The 17,048-nt window shown below is 40.0% G+C and carries 15 protein-coding genes and 1 pseudogene; 7 read left to right on the plus strand and 9 right to left on the minus strand.

From position 1 onward, the window contains the following. Positions 1–78 precede the first annotated feature (78 nt). From FD725_RS26725 to FD725_RS26740, 4 genes are all read right to left on the minus strand, one after another. On the minus strand, positions 79–375 hold the full coding sequence (locus tag FD725_RS26725) for an AbrB/MazE/SpoVT family DNA-binding domain-containing protein (protein ID WP_306296885.1): 297 nt from the start codon (positions 373–375) through the stop codon (positions 79–81). 211 nt (positions 376–586) lie between these two features. After that, positions 587–838: a BrnA antitoxin family protein gene (locus FD725_RS26730; protein ID WP_256871775.1), complete on the minus strand. Its 252-nt coding sequence runs from the start codon at positions 836–838 to the stop codon at positions 587–589. 137 nt (positions 839–975) lie between these two features. After that, a complete protein-coding gene (locus FD725_RS26735; protein ID WP_179050922.1) occupies positions 976–1,833 on the minus strand; it encodes a cyclopropane-fatty-acyl-phospholipid synthase family protein in 858 nt (285 codons plus the stop codon). Positions 1,834–2,173: 340 nt separating this feature from the next. Further along, on the minus strand, positions 2,174–2,410 hold the full coding sequence (locus tag FD725_RS26740; protein ID WP_179050923.1) for a hypothetical protein: 237 nt from the start codon (positions 2,408–2,410) through the stop codon (positions 2,174–2,176). A gap of 623 nt (positions 2,411–3,033) precedes the next feature. Between FD725_RS26740 and FD725_RS26745 the strand changes: the two genes are divergently transcribed. Next, positions 3,034–4,035, plus strand: a complete 1,002-nt coding sequence (locus tag FD725_RS26745; RefSeq protein ID WP_179050924.1) for a cyanophycin synthetase — start codon at positions 3,034–3,036, stop codon at positions 4,033–4,035. Here the strand turns inward: FD725_RS26745 and FD725_RS26750 are convergent, their stop codons facing one another. Continuing rightward, on the minus strand, positions 4,036–5,049 hold the full coding sequence (locus FD725_RS26750) for an NAD(P)-dependent alcohol dehydrogenase (protein WP_179050925.1): 1,014 nt from the start codon (positions 5,047–5,049) through the stop codon (positions 4,036–4,038). 137 nt (positions 5,050–5,186) lie between these two features. Here FD725_RS26750 and FD725_RS26755 point away from each other — a divergent pair, with 137 nt between their 5' ends. Further along, entirely contained in the window at positions 5,187–5,729 is a 543-nt protein-coding gene (locus FD725_RS26755; protein ID WP_179050926.1) for a DUF4126 domain-containing protein, read from the plus strand. 173 nt (positions 5,730–5,902) lie between these two features. Here the strand turns inward: FD725_RS26755 and FD725_RS26760 are convergent, their stop codons facing one another. The 3 genes from FD725_RS26760 to FD725_RS26770 form a co-directional block, all read right to left on the minus strand. Further along, on the minus strand, positions 5,903–6,472 hold the full coding sequence (locus FD725_RS26760; protein WP_179050927.1) for a DUF2808 domain-containing protein: 570 nt from the start codon (positions 6,470–6,472) through the stop codon (positions 5,903–5,905). 282 nt (positions 6,473–6,754) lie between these two features. Then, positions 6,755–7,192 (minus strand): Rrf2 family transcriptional regulator, encoded by a 438-nt coding sequence (locus FD725_RS26765; RefSeq protein WP_179050928.1) that lies wholly within the window; start codon positions 7,190–7,192, stop codon positions 6,755–6,757. A 201-nt stretch (positions 7,193–7,393) separates the two neighbouring features. Beyond that, on the minus strand, positions 7,394–7,846 hold the full coding sequence (locus tag FD725_RS26770) for a hypothetical protein (RefSeq protein ID WP_179050929.1): 453 nt from the start codon (positions 7,844–7,846) through the stop codon (positions 7,394–7,396). Between the two features lie 581 nt (positions 7,847–8,427). On the opposite strand from FD725_RS26770, the gene FD725_RS26775 reads away from it, so the two are divergent. Further along, the gene (locus FD725_RS26775; RefSeq protein ID WP_179050930.1) at positions 8,428–9,222 is read left to right on the plus strand and encodes a hypothetical protein; all 795 of its coding nucleotides are present in this window, start codon (positions 8,428–8,430) and stop codon (positions 9,220–9,222) included. Continuing rightward, positions 9,222–10,649: a glycosyltransferase gene (locus tag FD725_RS26780; protein ID WP_179050931.1), complete on the plus strand. Its 1,428-nt coding sequence runs from the start codon at positions 9,222–9,224 to the stop codon at positions 10,647–10,649. Before FD725_RS26775 ends, FD725_RS26780 begins: the two co-directional genes overlap by 1 nt. Before the next feature lie 202 nt (positions 10,650–10,851). Here FD725_RS26780 and FD725_RS26785 read toward each other — a convergent pair. Continuing rightward, positions 10,852–11,921, minus strand: a protein-coding gene (locus FD725_RS26785) for an ISKra4 family transposase (RefSeq protein ID WP_179047673.1) whose coding sequence is annotated in 2 segments (ribosomal slippage) — positions 10,852–11,765 and positions 11,765–11,921 — 1,071 coding nt in all. Because the reading frame shifts where the segments join, the coding sequence is not laid out codon by codon here. Between the two features lie 241 nt (positions 11,922–12,162). Between FD725_RS26785 and hsdR the strand changes: the two genes are divergently transcribed. From hsdR to FD725_RS26805, 3 genes and pseudogenes are all read left to right on the plus strand, one after another. Then, on the plus strand, positions 12,163–14,133 hold the full coding sequence (gene hsdR / locus FD725_RS26790; RefSeq protein WP_179050932.1) for a type I restriction-modification system endonuclease: 1,971 nt from the start codon (positions 12,163–12,165) through the stop codon (positions 14,131–14,133). Then, positions 14,087–15,177: pseudogene (locus FD725_RS33190) on the plus strand (ISAs1 family transposase). The gene hsdR and the pseudogene FD725_RS33190 overlap by 47 nt, the downstream one beginning before the upstream one ends. Continuing rightward, a complete protein-coding gene (locus FD725_RS26805) occupies positions 15,143–16,663 on the plus strand; it encodes a type I restriction-modification enzyme R subunit C-terminal domain-containing protein (RefSeq protein ID WP_256871981.1) in 1,521 nt (506 codons plus the stop codon). The pseudogene FD725_RS33190 and the gene FD725_RS26805 overlap by 35 nt, the downstream one beginning before the upstream one ends. Positions 16,664–17,048 lie beyond the last annotated feature (385 nt).

A 17,048-nucleotide genomic window follows, 5' to 3' on the forward strand; every position in this document is an offset into this window, starting at 1 on the left:
TTCTGCTGAATGATCGTAACAGTCTGCTGCCATTGCTATTCATCATCTCTGGTGAGATATCGAACGAGGATATTGGTATCAAGTCCAATCATTCGCACCCTCAGAGATGGCTGTTTCCATATCCTCAAGGGACGCTCGTTGAATGCCAGGGCGATAGAGGATGCCGGATAAAACTTCTACAGCAACGTTGAGGGGAAAGAGCTTGACTTGACCGTCTTCGTCGATCACAAATTCGATTCGGCTGCCGCTCACTAGCTTGAGATGCTGCCGAATTTCGTCAGGCAGGGTAATTTGTCCGGTATTGGTCACTGTTGTACTGAGCATAGCTAGAATGGCTGCAAGTGAGCTTAATACCCAAATTTTAACTGATGCCATCACCACCTACAAACGAAGCCAGCTAACGGTGAAGTTGTGCGGCGACAGATAACCTCGAACTCCTACTGATCGCCTCTGTTCCGTCCCCACCAACGAAGTGTTGGATAGCGTCTTCATGGTATGGTAGAGAAGAATTATGAGTACAGTCAGGTGCATTGGGGTTGTTATGCCGCTTCAATCTTCCTTCTCATAGGCAATCTCAACCTGTCTGTTATTGATGGGCTTCCATGTACGCTCGCAGCAATTGATTGATCTGTGTCTGATAACCTCGCCCTTGAGACTTAAACCACTCCAATACATCGCTATCAATGCGGAGTGTAACTTGAGCCTTGGCTTTTGTGGCAGGTAAACCTCGTCGCACTACTGCCTTAGCAAACATTTCTGGTGTAATCTCTGGACAGTCTGATAAGTCAATATCCTCATCACTCATTGCGTCTAATCGTTGCCAAGCTACAATAATCAATTGTAGTTACAAATTGTCGTTACAGCTACTACCCCAAGTAATTTTGATTGTGATTGCCCTGCGAATAACTTCAAGCTGCTGCCCCAACCAAGAACTAAGCCAGCTAACGGCTAAGTTGAGTACAGTGCATTGGTGGGCTAAGGTTTTTCTCCAGAGAATACGGCGTAGGCTCCTAAGCCAGATTTAACTAACTTATATTGGACAATTCCGGCACAATTATTTTTCTCTAAAATTGCTAAAGTGCGTGAATGGGGTTTAAAAATTTTCAAGATTCGTCTGAGTGGATAGATAAAACTACAAAGCAGATATATCCTTCTAGCAGAGTGTAAGACTGCTTGGGTTTTATCCCAAAGCTCCACATTTTTAAAACCAATATCGTTCAGGTAATCTTTAAAGTCGCTGATTTTAGCAATATTAGGAATCGCTAAACCTTCATTAAACACATTCATCATTTCGACTTCATCGGTATGCTGAAAATCTCTACCTTGAAAGCCATCAGCAATGCCTAATCTCCCACCATGTTTAAGTAATCTAAATGCTTCTTGAAGAAAGTCTTGCTTTTGCTCTGCATAACAGACACTTTCTATTGCCCAAACAACATCAAATGATTCATCTAAAAAGTTAGTATTTAAATAATTTTGCACTTGAAAATCTACAAGATGCTCAACATGGTTAGCTTTCGCCAGCTTTTTCGCCTCTTCGACTTGTTTTTCACTAATTGTAATGCCAATAACTTTAGCTTGAAAAGTCTTAGCTAGCCAAATTGTACTACCTCCGACTCCACAACCAGCATCAAGAATGGTGTCACTCGCTTTGATGTTTAATTTATCAGCCAAGAATTTATTCGTATTAACTAGTGACTCACTAAAATTTTGAGTATCTTTTTCCCAAAAGCCATAATGCAGAGCATAACTTTCTGAATTTCTGTACCAGTATTTTCGATAAATTGGTAAAGTATGGTCAAAATAATTGACTATTGTTTCAACACTATTCATTTTTTATTGCTCTACTTGATTAATCATGTAAAGTAACAAAATAAAATCTCAATCCAAGATAGTGTAATTACTTAAAAGTTTTTTTTATAGATAAAAAATATCGTATATTTACCGTTTTTACATATAGCGTTGCTCGCTTGGATGACTCATATTGAGTTTTTACTAGCGTCATCTAGACAGGCACACAAAAAACCCATTACAATACCTCTTTTTTGCTATTGCCTATGCTCTCCATAGCTTTGGGGTTAGGGGATAAATACCAAACACTCATTAGTTCACCCGAACTACTTTCTCCTACACCCTTTCTCGCGCATACCCCTATACCCTCAGCTATAAAACTTTAAATTGCAGCTTCTTCACGCTGACAGTCGAAAACAATCATGAACGAAGCATTGGGGATGACTTGGCGTAGATGCTGTATGTAACCATCTGCATCAGAACGACTGCGAAAACGAGCGATAATCTCTCTATTGGCATCAGGAAGTAAACGTGCGATCGCCCAAGAATTTAAACGCTGCTTATAGGCGTTTGGCAATGCTTCCGAGTCTGTTGCTTTGTATTCAGTATTTTGTGGCATGATTATGTTAACCGTATTAAGTTTCAGTAAGGATGTTAGTGAATTTCTAGTGAGATATTCACTAACTCCTTTTTTATGATCTGCCACCTTGTTATTCGATTATTTAAAAATTGTCAACACTGAGTAATATATGTTGTACTGAATCAGTTATAAATTTTAGTTGGCGATGAACCTGATAACCGGAAATTACCACTAGAAAAAGGAAAAAATCACAGTAGACTCATGTTTCGTTCACTAATCTTATTGTGCTTTTTGTATAAGTTAACAAACTTCCACTTAGTATTAGTAGTTTAATGTTTAGTTATGTATTATATAACACTCTTCTTTGTGGAAATATCATCAAAAATGCTGAATTATCAAAAAATGTATATGATGCTATTTGCCGATTTTTAGTAAACAATCACTAACAATCCCACATTGATAAATGAAGGTAATCCATGTGTGCGATTATACGCCAAATCCAATTTCGAGCAATCCGGAAAATTTGCTAATTTTAATCAAAATTTTAATAAGTAATCTCCAGAAAAATTGGATATGACAATGAGCAAGTTTTTTTAAGCTTGACCAATGTTTAGAGGTTCGATACAATTTCTGCATCAAATTATACAATCTGCATCATAGCAATGTCATTAGTAACATCAATAATTCAGAAAATAGCGCCTCAAATAGGTGCAGTTGTTGTTGTAGATCCAGAATATGAATTAGTAGGTCATATTACTTTTAAAAATGGTAAAACAGCATTTTTTAGTACAGCAAAGCTAAATATTAATGGTTTTGGTTCGGCAGAAATAGCTAAAGATAAAGGCTATTCCAAATTTTTCCTCAAACATTTTGGCTACAAAGTGACGGAAGGGCAAACATTTTTTAGTCATAGATTATGTAAAAAACTCGATAATGCTAGAGATATTGATGCTGGATTTGAGTATGCTAAGGAATTAGGCTTTCCGGTAATTATTAAACCTATTAATCTCAGTCAAGGTAGACTAGTTACCAAAATTCATCATAAAACAGAATATTATCAGGTAGCTAGAAAAATATTCAGAATAAATTCAGGGCTAATTGTTGAAAGATTCTATACTGGTAAAGACTATAGAATTGTGGTGATAGATGACGAAGTAGTTGCCGCATATCAAAGAATACCTTTGTCGGTAATTGGTGATGGTAAATCGAGTGTTTTGGAGTTAGTGCAACAAAAACAAGAATTTTTTCTCAAAAATATGAGAAAAATAATTGTAAATCTTGATGACTTTCGGATTCAACGCAAACTAAAAAAACAAAAGCTGAATTTTCAGAGTATTGTTCCTCATGGCAAGATTATCTATCTTTTAGACAATGCTAATTTATCTAGTGGTGGTGAAGCAGTAGACGTTACAGAAAGCATCCATCCAGATTTTCAGAAATTAGCTTTAAATGTCACCAAAGATATGGGTTTAAGATTAATGGGGTTAGATTTGATGACTCAAGATATTACTAGACCAATGGTTGATTATGTCATTATTGAAATCAACGGCGCTCCTGGTTTGACTCATTATGCTTCCATTGGCGATGTGCAAACCCAGAGAGTTGAGGGACTATATCTGAAAGTGCTACAGGAATTAGAGAAAGAATACAATAGTAACAACTAATTACTCCAACTCAATCACAACTTTACCGAAGTGAGCCGCACTTTTGAGGTAATGATAAGCTGCTTGTGCTTCTGCAAATGGGAAGATTCTATCAATAATAGATTGGAGTTGATGTTGAGCGATCGCCTGATTCATCGCCACAAACATTTCCCGACTCCCCACATAAATCCCTTGCACGGTTAAACTCTTGTACAGTATTGGCATAGGATCAATGGCATTGCCTGTACCCGATAGTACACCGATTAAGCTGACACGTCCGCCAATACGCACTGCTTGCAGTGACTTTGAGAGAGTACCCGTACCACCTACTTCGATCACATGATCTGCGCCAGTACGGTTAGTTAATTCATAGACTTTCTTTTCCCAATCTGGGGTTGTTTTATAGTTAATCGTCTCATCTGCACCCAGCTGTTTGGCTTGTGCTAATTTAGCATCACTACCAGAAGTGATAATCACCCTAGCACCATAGATTTTGGCAAATTGCAGCGCAAAAATGGAAACACCACCAGTACCCAGCAATAACACAGTGTCACCAGCAGCAATATTTCCTTTAGTTACCAGACTATGCCAAGCAGTAACAGCCGCACAAGGTAAAGTTGCACCAGCTGAGTAACCAAGATGATCAGGTAACACCACTAACCCATCTTGGTGAAGAACAACATACTCAGCTAACATCCCATCAATTGCACCACCAAGAGCAGATTTCATTTTTTCCCTAGTTAAGATACCAGAAATCCAGTCTTGAAAAAAACTACCAGCGACGCGATCGCCTATTTTCACTTGCGTAACACCTTCTCCCACAGCCACTACATCTCCAGCACCATCAGACAGAGGAATTATGGGGTATTTCTGTCCAGAACCGTAAGCACCCTCAACAACCAGTAAATCACGGTAGTTCAAAGATGTAGCCCGAACTTTGACTAAAACTTGCCCCAAGCCTAGTTTTGGTTCTGGGCGATCAGTTAATGTGAGAGCATCAATCCCTGTTCCACTGGTAATTTCATAAACCTTCATAGGTTTTACTTTAAATAAGACTTACGTACAAAAAATACCATTTATTGCCAATTTTTCTCTTAATGCTGGAATTGTTTGCAAACTTGGGTAGTCTCAATAATAAATACTTACTTATCTATTAACTCTTAACTGCTTTAATGATTGAAATCCTAGCAACGCTTTCTGCTTCCGCAGCAGCAGGAATCAGAATAGGTTTACCATTGCTCATTATTGGACTGTTGCAAGGCAGTAGTTTTTGGTCGCAAGTACCAATTCTATCTCGTATTTCGTCACCAGTCTTGTTAGGTTGTCTGGTGTGTTGGTCATTAGTTGAACTATTTGTTTCTAAAAAATTATGGGGGCAAAGAGTTTTACAACTTATCCAGTTATTATTATCTCCTGTTGTCGGGGCAATCATGGGATTAGCTGTGGCTTCGGCTACAGACACACCCCATTGGCTAATTGCGTTGGTTAGCGGTTCATTTGCTTTAGTACTCCAGTTAGTTCAAGTTGGCTGGTTTTACCGTTTGCGTGGGTTGCCACTTTGGGCAGTGTTTCTCCAAGATACTTTGTGCATAGCTTTAGTACTTTTTGCCTTTGATGCACCTTGGCAAGGAGGATTAATTGCTTTAGTTATGCTGTGGTTTGCCGTGCGTAGTGCTAAGAAATGGTACGCATGGTATCACTATAGGAATGGGTGATGGGGATTGGGTAATACCAATTCAAAATTCCTCTTGGAAAGTTTGCTCAACGGGGGAAACCCCCGCACGCAAGTTCTCTCCGCACGCAACTTTCCGCAAAATTCAAAATTAAGAAAGCAATGACCAATGACTAATGACTAATGACTAATGACCAATCCCCAATCCCCAATCCCTTAATACACTTGAAACTGAGCTAAACCGTAGGGAATATCTTGCTTATAGCTAGTATATCCGCCAGCTAATTCGTAGTTAAACGTACTCTTAGAAGGGATGGGAGGGCCGAAAGCCAAATCCATCAGGGCAATGTTGAGTGTGCTTCCTGGCTGTACTGGTTGAGTGAAGCTAATTTTAACTTTCTCGCCTTCTTTAGTAACGTTCGCATCAATTTTTTGACCAGATTGATCGCTAACTTCAATCTTTTCGCCAATATTTATATAGTCTGGGGGCAAAATTGTGACGTAGGATAAAGGCTGACTACCTGTGTATAAGGTAATGTAGTTGGCATTACGTTCTGCACTTGTAGCGCTAATGCGAGGCGCACCAAAGTTATTTTGAGCTTGTGGTGTAGGAGTAACTGGGGCAGGAGTTACTGGTGCGGGAGTTTCTGGGATGGGGGTAACTGGTGCGGGAGTTTCTGGGGTGGGAGTTACGGGTACTTGAGTATCTGGTGTTTGTTGAGCTATGGCTGGTAGACTAGAGGCGATCGCCAAGCTCACGGTTAAAAACCACAACAATTTTTTCATTGATCAATCTCCTAATCTATAACGATCAATTAACAGAAGCGGAGTTTTGTTGATTACAAAACAGCAGCACAAAACAGACTGTAATTTTGCTGAGACAAATGACAGGGAAAAATGACATCATCTAACAGCAAAATTTTGCCTAATTTGCATTCAGTAATTACTCAATTTCTCAAACTCACTGTAAAAAATATCAGTGATAGATACGTCTGACTAATGGAATATTTACTCGCTCTTGGTATCAATCGTTAGTTGTTAGTTCTGAGTTTTTATCTCCGTTTCTGTCTAGATATAGTACATTAGGTCTTTATTACCATGAGCTGTACGGCGATCGCAAAGGTCTTGGAGAGTATATTTTTGCAAAACGGCATTTGCTGCTTGACAAGCTTCGTGCCAAACTTCTTGAATTAACTGAGATTCTAGGTGCGTGGTATTGGTATCTACCTCTGGTGCAATGGCCTCTAACCCTTCCATGCAACTGACTGCATCTAAAAGGGTAATGGTTCGAGGATCTCTTGCCAAAACGTAGCCACCTCTAGCACCGCGAATGCTTTTGATTAAACCTCCTCGTCTCAAAGTTGCTAGTAACTGTTCTAAATATCGATTAGGTATATCTTGTAGCACTGACATCTGTCTAATTTGCAGAGACTCGCCACTGGTGTAACGGGCTGCCAATTCTAACAGGGCTAGGAGTGCGTATTCAGACTTGTTAGAGAGTTCCACAGGTTTAATATGGGAAATTCACACCCAAGGCTATTAAGTTTAGCCAAGCTTAACACTCAACTTCTTACTAGCCGACTGAGTATTAATGTAAGAACTCTCAACGATAGAAGCAAATGTTTTTATTTTTCAATTCGATAAAAAAAAGTGATTATAGACAGATTCTCATTAACAAAGTGGAAATATGATCTCCTGGGATACCTATTACGGATGAGAAGCTGTTAATCTGTCTGGGGATTTATGATGGGATGATGGTGCTTTCATCCATTGGTAAGCAACAAAGTTTAATAACAAACCAACGAGGAATAGCAGTAACATCAAAGCAATTTGATACCAAACCACTTGTGGCAGTAGTAAATCTAACAACATATGCACAAAATTTAAAATGCTGTAAATCACAGTTAAACCAAAATGCCAGACTCTATAGCGTTTGCTATCGGTGAAGACAGTAGCAATAATTGCTAACATCGGTAAGACAAAAAAGCCTAACATCAACCACATAATTGTTGATATGTCATTCATTGATGTCGCTTTTTGAGATTCAGTTACACTTAAACCATGAAAAAGTGGCATCAAACCCAGTTGAGTATGAAACAGTATGCCTAAAAGAAATACTATCCATAAAGCGATAATTTTTATTTGATAATTGGCTGCCATATGATTAGGCTATCTCCTGATGCCGACTGTTTAAACAATCTTCTACACTTCTAATAAAGTGGGTTTGTCCTCAGATAAAATTACAACCTTCAGGAATTTTGATCGTAATTGATTTGATTTCCAGTCCAGATGATCAAAGATTTTATTAAGAGGGTGTTGGAAAAGTTTCAGTAGGTATAAAAATGTCATTCTTCCTGACGCGGAGCGTCAGGAAGAATCTAGGTTTTGTGGCACATACCGAGATGTTTCATTCCGCTACGCTGCATTCAACATGACAAAGAAACAGACTTTTCCAACGTCCTCTCAGACTATGGTAATCTAATTTACTATAGATAATAGGTGAAAAGTTTTTGCAAACAATCAAATATTACTGTAAAGATTCAGGAGTCAGAATACAGAAGTCAGAATAGTTCAATTCTTATACTTTGATGAGTAAGCTAATATTCCTACACCCTAATTAATTCTGACTTCTGACTCGTGGGTGCTGAATTCTTACATATTACTTTTAGGGTAGATGATAATTTATAAATAATCGATCAATCTTTAGTTACCGTTAATAAGAATTTACATTGCGTTGATAAATGATACATTCAAATGCTCTCACCACCGCTAATGCTGCTCTGATTATTGCTCATCCTGGACATGAAATTAGAGTTCACGGCTGGCTAGAATTGGCTTGTCCAATGGTATTTATTTTGACGGATGGGTCTGGATCTTCTCAAGAGCCAAGGCTGAATTCAACTACAAAAATTCTCAACAAAATTAATGCCAAACCCAGTAATATTTATGGTCGATTTTCAGACAGGGAAATTTATCAAGCGATTCTGAATCATGACTTTAATTTATTTATTAAACTGACTGAAGAATTAGTTGATATACTTAGCCAAGCACAGGTAGAGTTGGTGGTTGGGGATGCGGTTGAAGGCTATAATCCAGTTCATGATGTGTGTCGAATTATAATTAATGCTGCTGTAGAAATTTTAGAAAAAAGAGGCCAAAAAATTGCCAATTTCGATTTCTGGCTGAATCGAAAACCGGATGATTTTGCTCCACAATTATCCGAGCAGGTAGTTTGTTTAAAATTAGATGATGCTGGATTAGCGAGAAAATTAGCCACAGCCCAAGGATATGATGAAATGGCTGAGGAAGTTAATGCGGCAATTCAAGTGTTTGGCCTAGAAGTATTCCGCAATGAATGTTTTCGGCAAATTCAGATTCGTGGTAAAAATGATGCTCAGATGGCAGACACACCTTTTTATGAACAGTACGGAGAAAAGAAAGTTGTTGCTGGCTTATATCAGCAAGTGCTGCGTTACGATGAACACGTCTATCCACTGGCACAAGCACTGTGGAATTACATTGAAGGTTTGATCTGATGGGTGGTTTGCGAGTTTTAATTACTAACATTACCCTAGCTGGACGCTCTGGAACAGAGACTTATGTTAAAGATTTAGCCATCAAATTACTGAAGCAAGGCCACACGCCAATTGTTTACTGTACTCAGCTGGGTGCATCGACGCAATCAGATTCTATAGTTGAGGAGTTGCGTGTGGCGACAGTTCCTGTGGTAGACAACCTAGATGCAATCGGCGCAGTTCCAGACATTATTCATGGACATCATCATCCAGGTACAATGACAGCTATGCTGCATTTTCCAGAAGTACCAGGAATATTTTTTTGTCATGATTGGCTAGCATGGCACGATCATCCACCATTATTACCACGCATTCAATATTATGTTGGTGTTGATTATACCTGTCGCGATCGCCTAATTCTCAGACATGGAATTTCCGAAGACCGTGTGAGAGTCATTTATAATTCTGTTGATTTAGATAAATTTCGTCCCCGTTCTGCCCTGCCAAAATCCCCCCAACGGGCTTTAGTATTTAGTAACCAAGCTAGTGAACACACATACTTACGAGCCGTGCAAGCTGCTTGTGCGCGTACAGGTATAGCTTTAGATGTGGTGGGAGCGAGTGTTGGCAATATTTCCACCCATCCAGAAAAAATTTTGGGTGATTATGACTTAGTATTTGCAAAAGCTAGGTGTGCGTTAGAGGCAATGGCTGTTGGTTGTGCGGTGATTTTGTGCGATTTTCGGGGTGCGGGTTCAATGGTGACAACTGCTGAATTGAGTCAATTGCGGCGGTTTAATTTTGGTATTCGCACACTCCAAGAAGTGATATCTCCAGATTTATTAGTGAGAGAAATTGGCCGATATGATCCTGATGATGCGGCTGAAGTTTCTCGACGGATTCGAGAAACGGCCGGACTTGATGGTACAGTGAATGAAATTGTCGCCTTGTATCGAGAAGCGATCGCTAACTATCAAACTCAACCCATAGATGTCAAAGCTGAAGCTAAAGCAGTCTCGGCCTATTTACATAGATGGATTCCTCGCTATGGTGAATATGAAGTACTGCAAGCTAAGTTGAGTCATTTGCAGATTGAATATGCACGCCAACAGGTAGAGTTTAGTCGTTTGCAGACTGAATATACACATCAACAAGAACAGTTGAGTCACTTGCAGACTGAATATACTCGCCAACAAGAACAGTTGAGTCACTTGCAGACTGAATATGCACATCAACAGAGTGAACAGACAAAATTACAAACAGAGTTTGAGCAACTCCAACTTCAGACACATCAATTAGAAGCCGAACGCCAACGTTTACAAGCTGAAATGGTCGCTCTTTTCAATTCTACGACCATGCAACTACGCCACCGCTTACTGAAATTGCCCATTGTCGGCAAGATAATTAGTTTACTCCATCGATTAGCTACAGGTAGAACACCACTTTAGTTTTAAGGCTAATACAACGAGATTTTTGTGCTTAGTTAGGGCTTGCTGAAAGGCAAAAAAAGGAATCCTCAGCAATTAAGCATTCTTGATTGTCAATTACGTAATAATCAGTTAAAAAGATATTAACTGATATATTGCACCAGGCGACTGGAAGTCGCGGCTACACAGGCAAAACGGGAGCATCCACTTTTGGCAGAAAGACTCAAATAGCTAATAAACCATTGAGATAAGCACAACGAATAGAGAGGATGTGATTAACACTATCAACATTCCACTGTGCGCCAGAAATTTTAATCCTCGCACCAATTTGTTTAATAGCAGATTCAACTGCGCCAGAACCAATAGAACAAAGTTGTTCAGCCTGGTAATAGGCATAATTGACAAGACGAGAGCGATGTTTTTCAAGATAAGCAATGAAGTTCTTCGCTTGTTTACCTCGGCAATGAAGAAATAAAGCTTGAGTTTCTTCTATCTGACCTTGCCATAACAGCGTTTCAGCAGCTTTAAGCCGTTTTAAAGAACCACCAACTTTATAGAGATTTTCTTTGAGGTGATACCAATCCAAGATTTCCCAACGCTCAAAATTTTCTGTTTTACCAAACTCTTTGACTAGATTCCACACGCCATCATGACCATCCCCCAAGCACACTAACGGGTTAACCAGACGTTGGCTATTGACATAATCAACTAATGATTGGTTGTCATCAAAAAACGCACCATAGTAAATCCCTTGCAGACGAACGGTTTTATAGTCTCGCCAGTAACAGCCTGCTTTCGGTTTACCTCTGAGTCGGACTTTTCCTCCATCTACACTGACTTCTGAAACTGCTTGTTTTGCAAATGGTAGTTGAAAATCTTGTGACAGCACTAATTTTTGTTGCGTTGAGTGACCCACTTTGACTCCTGTCAATGCCTCAACTTCAATTTCTGCTTTTTGGTATGATTCGTTAGCTGACAGCCTTAAACAACACTTTTGAAGTAATGGACTTAACCGGGTTCTTGGCTTCAAACCCAGTTTCTGTAACTGTTTGGCTTTAAGAGTCAGTTCCCCCACTAAGCTTTTAATTTTCCTGGTTTTACCTACTTTTGTTCCAGTTTTTTGTTCGATAAAAAAAGGGCTATTTCTGGACTGACTAGTTCTAATATTTGACTCCGAACTGTTTTTTCTATACTTTCGAGGTCTGTCAGCTTACTTTTATCTGCTTCTTCATACAGTAGTGTTGACAATTCTTGTAAACAGGCTTTGATTCTTTCTTGTTTATCCTGGTTCATGGTAAGTCATCCACACTGTTTTATCTGTTGTTATATTCTCCCAGAACCTGTATATCTTCCAAAAGTGGATGCTCCCGGCAAAACCCGCCTGCGCGGGTTGAAAACCTTGATTTTGTATTAGTCCGCGTAGGCGGACTTTGTTTGTATCGCCGCGATTTCTAATCGCCAGGGCTAGGTGCAAGATATGAGTTAAGCAAGTAATAATCTACACTATAAAGCTCTCAGGAGAAAGACTGACACAATGTTAGTATCGCCAAACTTTGGGTTTCTAGAAATCCATGACCCCCAATTGGTGCGACTGGGAGCTTTAGCAGAAAGATATTTTAGTGATGACCCTAATACCTGCCTCATCAAACTGCGTCAGTTTGGTGAACTCCTAGCGCAACTGATAGCCGCTAATGTGGGAATGTACGACCATGAAGCACGGCAAATCGATTTAATGCGTCGTCTGCGGGATAAAGGCATTCTCAAAGGCAAAATATATGACTTGTTTGACCAGTTACGTTTAGTCGGCAATGATGCGACACACGCACTTGCAGATGACCATAGAATAGCCCTCAGCAATCTGAAATATGCTCGTCAACTAGGAATATGGTTTCATCGGGTTAATACTAAAAATCCCGATTTTAACCCTGGCCCTTTTATTCCACCTCAAGACCCAGCCAGAGAAACCCAAGCACTCAAACAAGAATTAGCACAGTTGCGGACTGAGTTACAAGCCAGTCGCACCGCCGCAGAACTAGCACAAATTACCGCCGAACAAGAAGCACAGCGTCGTATCTCTGCCCAAGAACTAGCTAAAGAAGCAGAAGCACAAAAACAAACAGCTTTAGATCACCTTGCAGCAATTCAAGCTATAGCCCAAACTCAATCAGTACAAACAATTCAAGAAACCATCCAGCGATCGCAACAAGCAGGGGATAATATTGATCTGGATGAACGGGAAACCCGCCGCCTCATCGATGCTCAACTCAGGGCAGCTGGTTGGGAGGTAGACTCAGAACAGCTTACTTATAGTAATGGCATTCGTCCCCAAAAAGGGAAAAATTTAGCGATCGCCGAATGGCCCACAAACGACGGACGCGCTGATTATGTTTTCTTTGTTGGACTTCAGGTAATGGCTGTAGTTGAAGCCAAACGTCAAAGCACTGATGTTTATGCTGCCATTGACCAAGCCAAGCGTTATAGTCGCGGCTACAAAATTCAAGGTAATGAAATCCTACCCGGTGGCCCTTGGGGAGAATATCAAGTCCCCTTTGTCTTCGCCACCAACGGACGGGAATTTTTACGACAGTTGCAAACCAAAAGCGGTATTTGGTTCTGTGATGTCCGCCGTCCTGAAAATATCCGCCGTCCCCTCACCACTTGGTACAAACCAGAAGCTTTCATTGATGCCCTTAACCAAGATGTAGACAAAGCACATGAACTGCTTGCTGAAGAAGATTTTAACTATAATCTCCAACTCCGTGATTACCAAATTAAAGCCATTCAAACAGTTGAAGCCAGATTAGCCCAAGGTGCAAGGGAACTGTTATTAGCAATGGCAACAGGGACAGGTAAAACTAAAACTTGCCTGATCTTGGTTTATCGTCTCCTCAAAACCAAGCGTTTTCGCCGTGTTCTTTTTCTGGTAGACCGCACAGCATTAGGAGAACAAACAGGTAATGTTTTTAAAGAAACACGAGTAGAAAATCTCCAAACTTTTGCTGACATCTTTGATATCAAAGAATTAGGTGAAGCAATACTAGATAGAGATACTAAAGTTCACATTGACACTGTGCAAGCATTTGTCAAACGTATCCTCTACCCAGGCGATAACACAAGTATTCCCACGGCTGACCAGTATGATTGCATTGTCGTGGATGAATGCCACAGGGGATATTTACTAGATAGGGAATTAAGCGATTCAGAACTTACCTTCCGCGACTTTAACGATTACATCTCCAAATATCGCCGCGTTCTCGACCATTTTGATGCTGTAAAAATTGGGCTTACCGCCACTCCAGCACTGCATACTACTCAAATATTTGGTGAGCCAGTTTACACCTACAGTTACAAAGAAGCCGTTATTGATGGCCACCTCATCGACTGTGAACCCCCCATCCGCATCAGGGCTGTTTCATTCCCTAAAACAGGTAAAATAGCAAGAGTTGTGGGGAAAAAATATGGGTGCAGAGCTGATAGAACAATTAAAGCAAGTGGAAGATTTTAGAACGACTGATGGACGAAGACATCCACTGTGGCTAGTGTTGCTGTTTGTCATAATGGGAACAATGAATGGATATGTTGGGTATCGTGAGTGGGGAGATTTTGTTAAAAGGCATAGACGGGTATTAATAGAAAAATTTGGCATTCAAAAACATGGGGTTCCCTCATATTCAACAATTCGACGTGTAGTCATGGGAGTGAATTTTGATAAACTGACAGAAAAATTTAATGAATGGGCGAAAAATTATGTGGATTTAGAAGTATCAGAATGGTGTGCAGTAGATGGTAAAAGTATTAAGGGTACAGTGGAGAACTATAGTTCATCTCATCAGAATTTTGTGAGCATAGTATCAGTATTTGCTGGCAAGAAAGGGCTAGTTGTGGGGATGAAGAAATTTGATAACCAACTCAAAAGCGAAATACAAGTTGTCCAGGAGCTAGTCACAGCATTGGATATAGAAGATGTTATCTTGAGCTTTGATTCCTTACATTGCCAAAAAAAACTTGCAAAATAATTATTGAAGGTGGTAACGATTACGTTATTGCTGTGAAAGATAATCAACCAAAACTACATCGACATATTCAACAGATTGCCGCTACCAGAAAACCAACTTCTCGGATAATTGAGACAGAAAAGACTAGAGATAGATTAACAACTCGTACTGTCGAAGTTTTCCATGATGTCAATGGAATTGACCCAGAATGGACGGGAATACAATCTTTAATTAGGGTCGAAAGAATTGGCACAAGAAAGGATAAGAAATATCATGAGATTGTTTGTTATATTAGCAGCTTGATTTGTACAGCGAAGGAATTTGCCATCGGTATTCGCGGTCATTGGGGTATCGAAAATTGCCTCCATTGGGTGAAAGATGTTGTTTTCAAAGAAGATAATTCGACGATCCGTATGGGCAATGCTCCCGCAAATCTCTCCATATTGAGAGCAATCGCTCTCAATATACTTCGCCGAAATGGTCATACTTCCATCACAATTGCCCAAAGATTTATCTCTCATGATATTGACAAACTCCTTCACCTTGTGGAATGAAACAGCCCTGCCCATCCGCATAGTTACAGCCCTTAGTGAAGATGGCATGATGTGGCAAGCTGGGGCAGAAATGGAATATTTTGACCCCATCACAGGCACAATTAATTTAGTTCATGCCCCGGATGAAGTCAAACTTGAGGTAGAACAGTTTAACCGCCAAGTTATTACCGAAGAATTTAATCGAGTCATCTGTGAATTTTTAGCAGCAAATATTGACCCTTCACTGCCAGGAAAAACTTTAATATTTTGTGTGAAAGATGATCATGCTGATATTGTGGTTAACTTATTAAAACAAGCCTTAATTGCCCAGTATGGCAGTGTAGAAGATGATGCAGTTATCAAAATTACTGGCAAGGCTGATAAACCATTACAATTAATCCGCCGCTTTAAAAACGAAGCTAATCCCAAAATTGCAGTCACAGTAGACTTATTAACCACTGGCATTGATGTCCCAGAAATCTGCAATTTAGTATTTATTCGGCGGGTGAACTCGCGCATCCTTTACGAACAAATGTTAGGACGGGCAACCCGACGCTGTGATGAGATTAAAAAGGAAGTTTTCTACATCTATGATGCTGTGAATTTATATCCAGCCCTGTCTCCTCTCTCCACGATGAAACCAGTGGCAATTAATCCCAAAATTTCCTTTACTCAACTGGTGGAAGAATTAAATACAGTCAACGATAGCACTGCTGTGGCTAACATTGTTGACCAACTCTTAGCCAAATTGCAACGCCAGCAAAGAAAGTTAGGGGATAGCAACCGAGATAGTATTGAAGCCGCAGCCGGGATGCCAATGGCAGACATGATTAACCACCTGCGCCAAAGTGACCCCCAACAACTCAAGGAATGGTTTAAACAACGGGCAGCGATCGCCCAAATGTTAGATGCTAGAGATGGTGGTAGACAACCTGTGCTAATTTCTCGCCATGCTGATGAACTGCGACGGGTAGAAAGGGGTTATGGTAATGCCCAAAAACCCGAAGATTATTTAGATAGTTTTGGGGCATATTTACGGGAGAACATGAACAAGATTCCAGCTTTGATAGTTGTAACTACCCGTCCTCGTGAATTGACTAGGGCGCAGTTGAAGGAATTACGGTTAATGCTTGACCTTGCTGGATATTCGGAAAAAACATTGCAGGTAGCATGGCGAGAAATGACCAATGCTGATATTGCTGCTTCAATAATTGGCTTTATCCGCCAAGCCACATTAGGGGATGCTTTAGTTCCTTATGAAGAGAGAGTGGACAAGGCAATGAAGAAAATCCTAGCTGCTCAAAACTGGACACCACCTCAACGCAAATGGTTAGAACGCATTGGTAAGCAGTTGAAGGTAGAATTTATTGTGGATAGGGAAGCGTTAGACCAAGGAGAATTTAAAACCCAAGGCGGTGGTTTTGTCAGATTAAATAAGGCATTTAATGGGCATTTAGAAGATATTTTGGTGCAGATTAATGAAGCGTTGTGGCAGGATGTGGGATGATATTTTATATCGTTTTGAATTAATGATGTATTTCTAATAATCCGATTCACCAAAGTCAGATAATCGTCTAATTCTTCATATCCGTCTAATTCGGTTTCTTCTTCGGAAGTCAGAGCCGATTCTTTTTGTTTAATTAATAAAGCTTCAATTCGTCCTTGGACTAAGCTGGATGCACGAAATATTGGCACTCCTTCTACTAACTCGATGCGAACAGCACCATCTAAGGGAACACCAAAAAATAAATTATCCCAAATTGACGGTTGGTAGGGTGCGTCAGTAGGAAGAATTTCTTGGTGTAGCTAGGTTTTCTCACACTGACGCACCCTACATTTTGGATATTTTTTTATCTGGAAGTCCCTAAGGGGAAAATATTGGGCAAGTGTGA

Origin of the sequence: Nostoc sp. TCL26-01 (genome assembly GCF_013393945.1) — a bacterium.
GTDB lineage: Bacteria > Cyanobacteriota > Cyanobacteriia > Cyanobacteriales > Nostocaceae > Trichormus.